The sequence below is a fragment of the Candidatus Thermoplasmatota archaeon genome, from assembly GCA_035540375.1.
In the GTDB taxonomy this organism is placed as follows: domain Archaea; phylum Thermoplasmatota; class SW-10-69-26; order JACQPN01; family JAJPHT01; genus DATLGO01.
On sequence record DATLGO010000004.1, the window covers coordinates 1 to 7,410 of the forward strand.

A 7,410-nucleotide genomic window follows, 5' to 3' on the forward strand; every position below is an offset into this window, starting at 1 on the left:
CGTCGCCCTGGACCCCGTTTGACCTACTCCTCTTCGTCGGGCTCGGCGGGCTCCGGCTCGTCGGGCGGGAGCGGGAAGGGGCTCGGGGGCGCGGGCGGCCCCGGTCGAGGCTCGCTCGCAAGCGCCGCGGCCTGGGCCTCGAGGTCGGCCTCCGCGACGTCCTCGTGCATGAGGACCGCGAGCGCGCGCACCTTGTCCCCTTCGTCGAGGCGCATGATGCGGTTGCCCTGGACGTTCCGGCCGAGCACGCTGATCGTGCTCACGGGCACGCGGATGACCATGCCGCCCTCGCTCGTGACGAGGATCTCGTCCACCTCGCGGACCTCGCGGACGGCCACCACGCGTCCGTTGCGCTCCGTCGTCTGGATCGTGATGATGCCGGACCCGCCGCGGTGCTGGAGGCGGTATTCCTCGATCACGGTGCGCTTGCCGTAGCCGTTCTCCGTCACCGTGAGGAGCTGGCCCGCGGGGTCGCGGATGACGGCGAGGCTCACGACGCGGTCGCCCGCGTCGAGCGAGACGCCGCGCACGCCCGTCGCGGGTCGGCCCATGGGGCGGACGTCGGCCTCGCTGAAGCGGATCGATTGACCCTGCGCCTTCGCGAGGATGATGTCGTCCGAGCCGCCCGTGATGCGGACGCCCACGAGCGCGTCGCCCTCGTCGAGGCCGAGCGCGATGATGCCGGACGTGCGGGGGCGGCTGTACTCGGCGAGGCTCGTCTTCTTGACGGTGCCGTTCCGGGTCGCGAAGAAGAGGTACTTGTCCTCCGCGAACTCCGCGACGGGGACGGCGGCCTCCACGACCTCGCCCTGCTCAAGGCCTTCGAGCAGGTTCACGATCGCCTTGCCCTTGCCCTGGCGAGAGCCTTCGGGGATCTGCCAGGCCTTGAGCCAGTACACCTTCCCGACGTTCGTGAAGAAGAGGATGTAGCGGTGCGTCGTCGTGACGAAGAGGTCGACGACGTAGTCCTCCTCCTTCGTCTGCATGCCCACGAGGCCCTTGCCGCCGCGGCGCTGGGCGCGGTAGGTGTTGAGCGGGATGCGCTTGATGTAGCCGTCGTTCGTGATGGTCACGACGACGTGCTCGTCGGGGATGAGGTCCTCGACCTGGATCTCGCCCTCGGCGTCGACGATGGCCGTGCGGCGCGCGTCCGCGTAGGTCCCGCGGAGCTCGTCGAGCTCGGCGACGATGATCGCCTTGACGCGCTCGGGCTTCGCGAGGATGTCCTCGTAATCGAGGATCTGGCCGTGGAGCGATTCGGCCTCCTCGCGGAGCTTGCGGACCTCGAGGCCCGTGAGCTTCGAGAGGCGCATGTCGAGGATGGCCTTCGCCTGCTCGTCGTCGAGGCGCGTGCCCACGTAGTCGAGCCCGACGCCGAGGTATTCCTCGGCGACGAGGGCGGCGCGGGCCGCGTCCGGGTCGGCCGACTCGCGGATGATGCGGATGACCTTGTCGAGGTTCGCGCGCTCGCCGACCGCGAGGAGGAGGCCCTTCACGATGTGGAGGCGCGCCTCGGCCTTCTTGAGGAGGAACTGCGTCCGCCGCGTCACGACCACCGTGCGGTGTCCGAGGTACTCCTCGAGGAGGCCCTTGAGCGTGAGGACGCGGGGCTGGTTGTCGACGAGGGCGAGGTTCAGGATGCCGAAGCTCGCCTCGAGCTGCGTGTGCTTGAAGAGGTTGTTGAGGACGACGTCCGTGACCGCGTCGCGCTTGAGCTCGATGACCATGCGCATGCCTTCGCGGTCGGACTCGTCGCGCAGGTCGCTGATGCCCTCGAGCTTCTTCTCCTTCACGAGATCCGCGATGGCGGCGAGGAGGTTCGCCTTGTTGACCATGTAGGGGAGCTCCGTGAAGACGAGCCGTTCGCGGTCGCCCTTCATCTCCTCGATCTCGTGCTTCGCGCGGACGCGGATGACGCCGCGGCCCGTCGCGTAGGCCTGGAGGATGCCGGAGCGGCCCTGGATGATGCCGCCCGTCGGGAAATCGGGCCCGGGAACGAGCTTGACGAGCTCCGCGATGGAGATGTCGGGGTTCGCGGCGAGCGCCTTGAGCGCATCCACGATCTCGCCGAGGTTGTGGGGCGGCATGTTGGTGGCCATGCCGACCGCGATGCCGGAGGATCCGTTCACGAGGAGGTTCGGGAGCTTCGCGGGCAGGACCGTCGGCTCCTCGAGCGAGGCGTCGAAGTTGGGCGCGAAGTCCACGGTCTCCTTGTCGAGGTCCTCGAGCAGCTCGCCCGCGATGCGGGAGAGGCGGGCTTCGGTGTAACGCATGGCCGCCGCGTTGTCGCCGTCGACCGAGCCGAAGTTGCCCTGGCCGTCGACGAGGGGGTACCGCAGGGAGAAATCCTGCGCCATGCGGACCATCGTGTCGTACACGGCGGAGTCGCCGTGCGGGTGGTACTTTCCGAGCACCTCGCCGACGACGCGGGCGCTCTTCTTGTGCGCCTTGTCGGCGGTGAGGCCCAGCTCCTGCATCGCGTACAGGATGCGGCGGTGGACGGGCTTGAGGCCGTCGCGCGCGTCGGGAAGCGCTCTGCCCACGATGACGGACATCGCGTAGTCGATGTACGCGGTGCGCATCTCGCTCTCGATGGGGCGGTCGACGAGGGTTCCGTGGCCGCCGTTCGGAATCGTGTCGGGATTCGGTTCTTCCACCATCGCGCTTCACCTCAGACGTCCAGCACCCGCACGTCCCGCGCGTGCTCCATGATGTAGTCGCGGCGCGGCTCAACCGCGTCGCCCATGAGGAGCGTGAAGAGGCGATCGGCCTCCACCGCGTCCTCGACCGTGACCTTCGCGAGCGTGCGCGTCGCGGGATTCATCGTCGTCTCCCAGAGCTGGGTCGGGTTCATCTCGCCGAGACCCTTGTAGCGCTGGAGCCCCACCCCCTGCGATCCGATCTCCGCGAGGATCGCGTCCTTGTCCTTCTCGGTGTACGCGTAGCGCTCGGTCTTGCCCTTCTTGATCTTGTAGAGGGGCGGCTGCGCGATGTACACGTAGCCCGACTCGATGAGCGGACGCATCGTCCGGTAGAAGAACGTGAGGAGGAGCGTCCGGATGTGGGCGCCGTCAACGTCCGCATCGGTCATGATGATGATCTTGTGGTAGCGGGCCTTCGAGAGGTCGAACTCCTCCTCGACGCCCGCGCCGATCGCCGCGATCATGTCCTGGATGAGCTGGTTCTTCAGGATCTTGTCGAGACGGCTCTTCTCGACGTTGAGGATCTTGCCGCGAAGCGGAAGGATGGCCTGGAACTCGCGGTTGCGCCCCTGCTTCGCGGACCCGCCGGCCGAGTCGCCCTCGACGATGTAGAGCTCCGAGGTCGTCGGGTCGCGGCTTGCGCAGTCCGCGAGCTTGCCCGGGAGCGTCGAGGACTCGAGGAGCCCCTTGCGGCGCGTCAGCTCGCGGGCCTTGCGGGCGGCTTCGCGGGCGCGCTGGGCCTGCAGGCACTTCTCGACGATGATGGCCCCGACGCGCGGGTGCTCCTCGAGGTACGTCGCGAGCTTGCCCGCCACGATCGAGTCCACGATGCCGCGGGTCTCCGCGTTCCCGAGCTTCGTCTTCGTCTGGCCCTCGAACTGGGGCTCGGGGATCTTCAGGCTCACGATGGCGGTGAGGCCTTCGCGCGTGTCCTCGCCCGAAAGGTCGTCCTCGCCGGACTTGAGCGCCTTCGACTCGCGGGCGTAGCGGTTCACGACGCGCGTCACGGCGCCCTTGAAGCCGACCATGTGCGTACCGCCCTCGGCCGTGTTGATGTCGTTCGCGAACGAGAACACGTTCTCCGTGTATCCGTCCGTCCACTGCATCGCGACGTCGACCATCTGCCCCTGGTCCTCGCCCGAGAAGGTGATGATGTCGGGATGGAGGGGCGAGCGGCCCTTGTTGATCCATTTCACGAACTCGGCGAGGCCGCCCTCGTACTGGAAGACCTCGCGCCGGTCGCTCGTCTCGTCCGTGAACGTGATCTTGAGGCCCGAGTTCAGGAAGGCGAGCTCGCGCAGCCGCGTGACGAGGGTCTCGCCGTTGAACACGGTGTCGGTGAAGATCGTCGCGTCGGGCTTGAAGCGCTGGCTCGTGCCGTGCCCGGGCGCGGGTCCGAGGCGCTGCATGGGGGCGACCGGGACGCCGCGCTCGAGCCGCACGAACGCCTTCTCGCCGCGGTACACGACCGTCGTCTCGAGCCACTCCGAGAGGGCCGCGACCACCGAGAGGCCGACGCCGTGGAGACCGCCCGACACCTTGTAGGCGCCGCGGTCGAACTTGCCGCCCGCGTGGAGCTGGGTGAGCACGATCTCGAGCGCCGGCTTCCCGTACTTGGGGTGGATGTCGGTCGGGATGCCCTGACCGTCGTCGGAGACCGTCACCGAACCGTCCTTGTGGAGCGTGACCTCGATCGCGCTGCAGCGGCCCGCGAGGGCCTCGTCGACCGAGTTGTCGACGAGCTCGTACACGAGGTGGTGGAGGCCGCGCTGGTCGGTCGAGCCGATGTACATGCCCGGGCGCTTGCGCACCGCGGCGAGCCCTTCGAGCACCTGGATCGAGGCCGCGCCGTAGTCTTGCTGCGACTCGGAGGCCTTCTTCTCGGTCATGGAAAACGTACGCTCCTGCGGAGTCGGGGCTTATGAATGCCCGGTGCAACCCACTTATAAAGGGAAACGCCGGAATGGCTTATATAGATTCCGCGGCTGTCCCCCGATTCGGACCGCCCATGGACGCCCCCCTCGTGCTCGACACCTCCGCGCTCCTCTCCGGCCGCCCCGTGCGGCTTGCGGGCGCGACGTACGTGCCGCCCGAGGTCCTCGACGAGATGCGCCGCCCCGGCGCGAGCGCGCGCAACCTGGAGTATCTGCTCGCCGCGGGCCTCGCGGTGCGCGCGGCGACGCCGGGGGCCCTCGCGGCGGCGCGCGCCGCGGCCGAGCGCACGGGCGACCTTCCGCGCCTCTCCCGCGCCGACCTCGCGGTGCTCGCGCTCGCGGTCGACCTCGGGGCGCGGATCGCGACCGACGACTACCGCGTGCAGAACGTCGCGGTCGCGCTCGGGATCGCGCACGAGGGACGCGCGGAGCGCGGCATCACGGAGGCGTGGACCTGGGTCTATCGCTGCAACGGATGTCGCCGGGTGCACGCGACCGACCCCGGAGCGTGCCCGGTGTGCGGCGCCGCGACGCGCGCGGTGCGGGCGCGACCCGGCCAGAAGCCTTGATGCCGCGCGGCCCGCATGCGCGCTCGACGCGGAGGTCCCCTAGCTGGTCAATGGGGCGAGACTTAGGATCTCGTGCCGCAGGGCTTCGCAGGTTCGAATCCTGCCCTCCGCATGTCCGGTTCGCGCCGCGGTGCTAATGCCTCACGGGCTTGAGCTTCGGGCACTTCGTCTTGAGCTTCGGCTCCTCGACGAGCCAGGGGTCGTACGGCACGAAGCCGGTCGATTCGAGGGCCGCGCCCGATCCGGCGCCGACGCCCGAGGGGCCGGTCGCGTCGCCCCACCAGTTGCGCGTGGCGTTGCCCGGCAGCCCGGCCTCGGCGACGAGGCCCGTCGCGGACCGGACGATCGAGTTGTTGTGGAAGGCCCAGCCGCCGGCGTTGAAGATCGACGCGGCTGTGCCCGCGTCCTCGAACCGGTTCTTCTCCACGAGGCCCCGGTCCCCGAGATCGAGCCGGAGGCCGCGCGTGACGTTGGAGAAGAGATTGCCCACGATGTGGACGTCCTGCGACTTCGCAAGCCACAGGGCGGCTTCAGGGTGCCGCGAGCCCTCGAACGTGTTGCCGCAGACGAGCGCCGACGGCAGCCTCGTGGGGAACTCGATCTCCTCGCTCGCCCGGAACGCGGACGAGGCGCCCACGAAGAGGTTGTCGACGAGCGAGAAGGCCTCGTGATCGCCGTCCACGAGCACCGTCGCGTCCGCGAAACGGTTCTCCTTGAGCGTCACCGCGCGGCTCGCCTCTCCGAAAAACAGCGAATCCAGGGGCGTGCGCCGGAAGGTCGAGCCCTCCACGAGCACGTTTGCGGACGCGCGGACCGCGAGGCCCGATTCCGACCCCGCGAACACGACGTTCGAGATGCGGACGTCCTCGGACCGCAGGACGTAGACGCCGAGATACGTGAGGAGGAGGTCCGGGACCGGCGGCGTGAAGTCGGTGTCCTCGATTGCGATGCCGCGGGACGACTCGACGAAGACGTTGAACCGGTGGTCCGTGACGCGGACGTCCCGGACGACGACGTTCTCGGCCTGCGCGAGATGGATGCCGATGGGCTCCCGACATTCGGGGCCCGGTCTCGTCGCGCAGCCGGGCGCGGCCGCGACGCGTCCCGTGAGGTCCCGGATGACGACGTCCTCGATGACGACGTGCGCGGTGGTCCCTTCTAGCCGGATGCCGGCCTGCGCCGTGTGGACGATCTCCCAACCGCGGATGACGTAGGGGTCGTCGGCCGTGCCGACGCCGTCCACGACCCCCGAGAAGGGGCCGTCGAAGGCGGCGTCGCCCACGATCGTGATGCTCGGATGCGGGAGGTGGGACGGCGCCACCGCGACCGGCGCCGACGCGAAGCCGACGCCGGTCGCAAGGAGGCTCACCGCAAGGAGAACGGGCCACATGATCGCGCGCTCGCTACCGGGGCCTTATAGGTCTTTCAGTCCGCTCCTTGGCCGCCTCAATAGGAAATCCAGCCGGACGCGTACTTGAACGGCACGGGGTCGCCCGTCATCGTGACCTCCACGTGGTAGTAGTTCACGTCCCCCTCCCGGTTCGTGGCGCCCTTGTCCTTGAAGACCGTCCCGTTCAACTGGTAGGCCCAGACGCAGTCGTGGATCGATTGAAGGACGGTGCACTTCGAGGCCGTCGTGCAGTCCGCAGGTCCGATGTTCGCTCCGCTGATGGTCTGCCGGTACGTGACGCAGGCCTTCACCGCGTACTCCTTGCCGATGGAATCGATCACACGGTTCGCGACGCGCCAGCCGAAGGTGTCGGTTCCGCGGACGTCCCCGTCGAACCGAGCGTACCAGATGCACTTCCCGTAGGAGTAGGTGCTCGTGTTGACCCACCAGGGGCCCGTGTAGGCGCACTGCGGAACGCTGAACTGGGAATCCGTGTTCGCGCACGACTGCGATCCGTCGGGACAGCCTCCCGGGGTTTCCGACGCCGTTTCGAGCCCGCGGATGCCGATCGAGTACCACTCGAGGTGACCGTTGTTCCGGGTCGGCGCCGCGCCCCGGTCGATCATGACGCCCGACGACGCATCGTAGTAGACGATGTGGTTGTCGAGGGTCCGGAGGTAGTCGCCGCTCGAGGGATTGAGGGGGTCGCTCTGCAACGCCCCTCCGCCTCCGCCGAAGGTGATCGCGGCGGCGGCGCCGGAGACGATGAGCAAGGTCGCGATGCAAGCCGATAGCCGGGGGATCCTCATGGTTTC

At 68.7% G+C, this 7,410-nt stretch carries 5 protein-coding genes and 1 tRNA gene; 2 read left to right on the forward strand and 4 right to left on the reverse strand.

Annotated features, from left to right (window positions below):
• Window positions 1-23 precede the first annotated feature (23 nt).
• Both gyrA and gyrB read right to left on the reverse strand, forming a co-directional pair.
• The gene (gene gyrA / locus VM889_00255) at window positions 24-2,660 is read right to left on the reverse strand and encodes a DNA gyrase subunit A (GenBank protein ID HVL46970.1); all 2,637 of its coding nucleotides are present in this window, start codon (window positions 2,658-2,660) and stop codon (window positions 24-26) included.
• Between the two features lie 11 nt (window positions 2,661-2,671).
• Window positions 2,672-4,591, reverse strand: a complete 1,920-nt coding sequence (gene gyrB / locus VM889_00260; protein HVL46971.1) for a DNA topoisomerase (ATP-hydrolyzing) subunit B — start codon at window positions 4,589-4,591, stop codon at window positions 2,672-2,674.
• Between the two features lie 119 nt (window positions 4,592-4,710).
• On the opposite strand from gyrB, the gene VM889_00265 reads away from it, so the two are divergent.
• A complete protein-coding gene (locus VM889_00265) occupies window positions 4,711-5,205 on the forward strand; it encodes an NOB1 family endonuclease (GenBank protein HVL46972.1) in 495 nt (164 codons plus the stop codon).
• A 28-nt stretch (window positions 5,206-5,233) separates the two neighbouring features.
• Window positions 5,234-5,317, forward strand: a tRNA-Leu gene (locus tag VM889_00270).
• Between the two features lie 21 nt (window positions 5,318-5,338).
• Here VM889_00270 and VM889_00275 read toward each other — a convergent pair.
• Window positions 5,339-6,595, reverse strand: a complete 1,257-nt coding sequence (locus VM889_00275; protein HVL46973.1) for a right-handed parallel beta-helix repeat-containing protein — start codon at window positions 6,593-6,595, stop codon at window positions 5,339-5,341.
• Between the two features lie 56 nt (window positions 6,596-6,651).
• Window positions 6,652-7,404: a hypothetical protein gene (locus VM889_00280; GenBank protein ID HVL46974.1), complete on the reverse strand. Its 753-nt coding sequence runs from the start codon at window positions 7,402-7,404 to the stop codon at window positions 6,652-6,654.
• Window positions 7,405-7,410 lie beyond the last annotated feature (6 nt).

Excerpts from the sequence above, each read along its gene's own strand:
- gyrA (HVL46970.1), bottom strand. The coding sequence starts at position 2,660 with ATGGTGGAAGAACCGAATCCCGACACGATTCCGAACGGCGGCCACGGA.
- gyrB (HVL46971.1), bottom strand. The coding sequence starts at position 4,591 with ATGACCGAGAAGAAGGCCTCCGAGTCGCAGCAAGACTACGGCGCGGCC.
- VM889_00280 (HVL46974.1), bottom strand. The coding sequence starts at position 7,404 with ATGAGGATCCCCCGGCTATCGGCTTGCATCGCGACCTTGCTCATCGTC.
- VM889_00265 (HVL46972.1), top strand. The coding sequence starts at position 4,711 with ATGGACGCCCCCCTCGTGCTCGACACCTCCGCGCTCCTCTCCGGCCGC.
- VM889_00275 (HVL46973.1), bottom strand. The coding sequence starts at position 6,595 with ATGTGGCCCGTTCTCCTTGCGGTGAGCCTCCTTGCGACCGGCGTCGGC.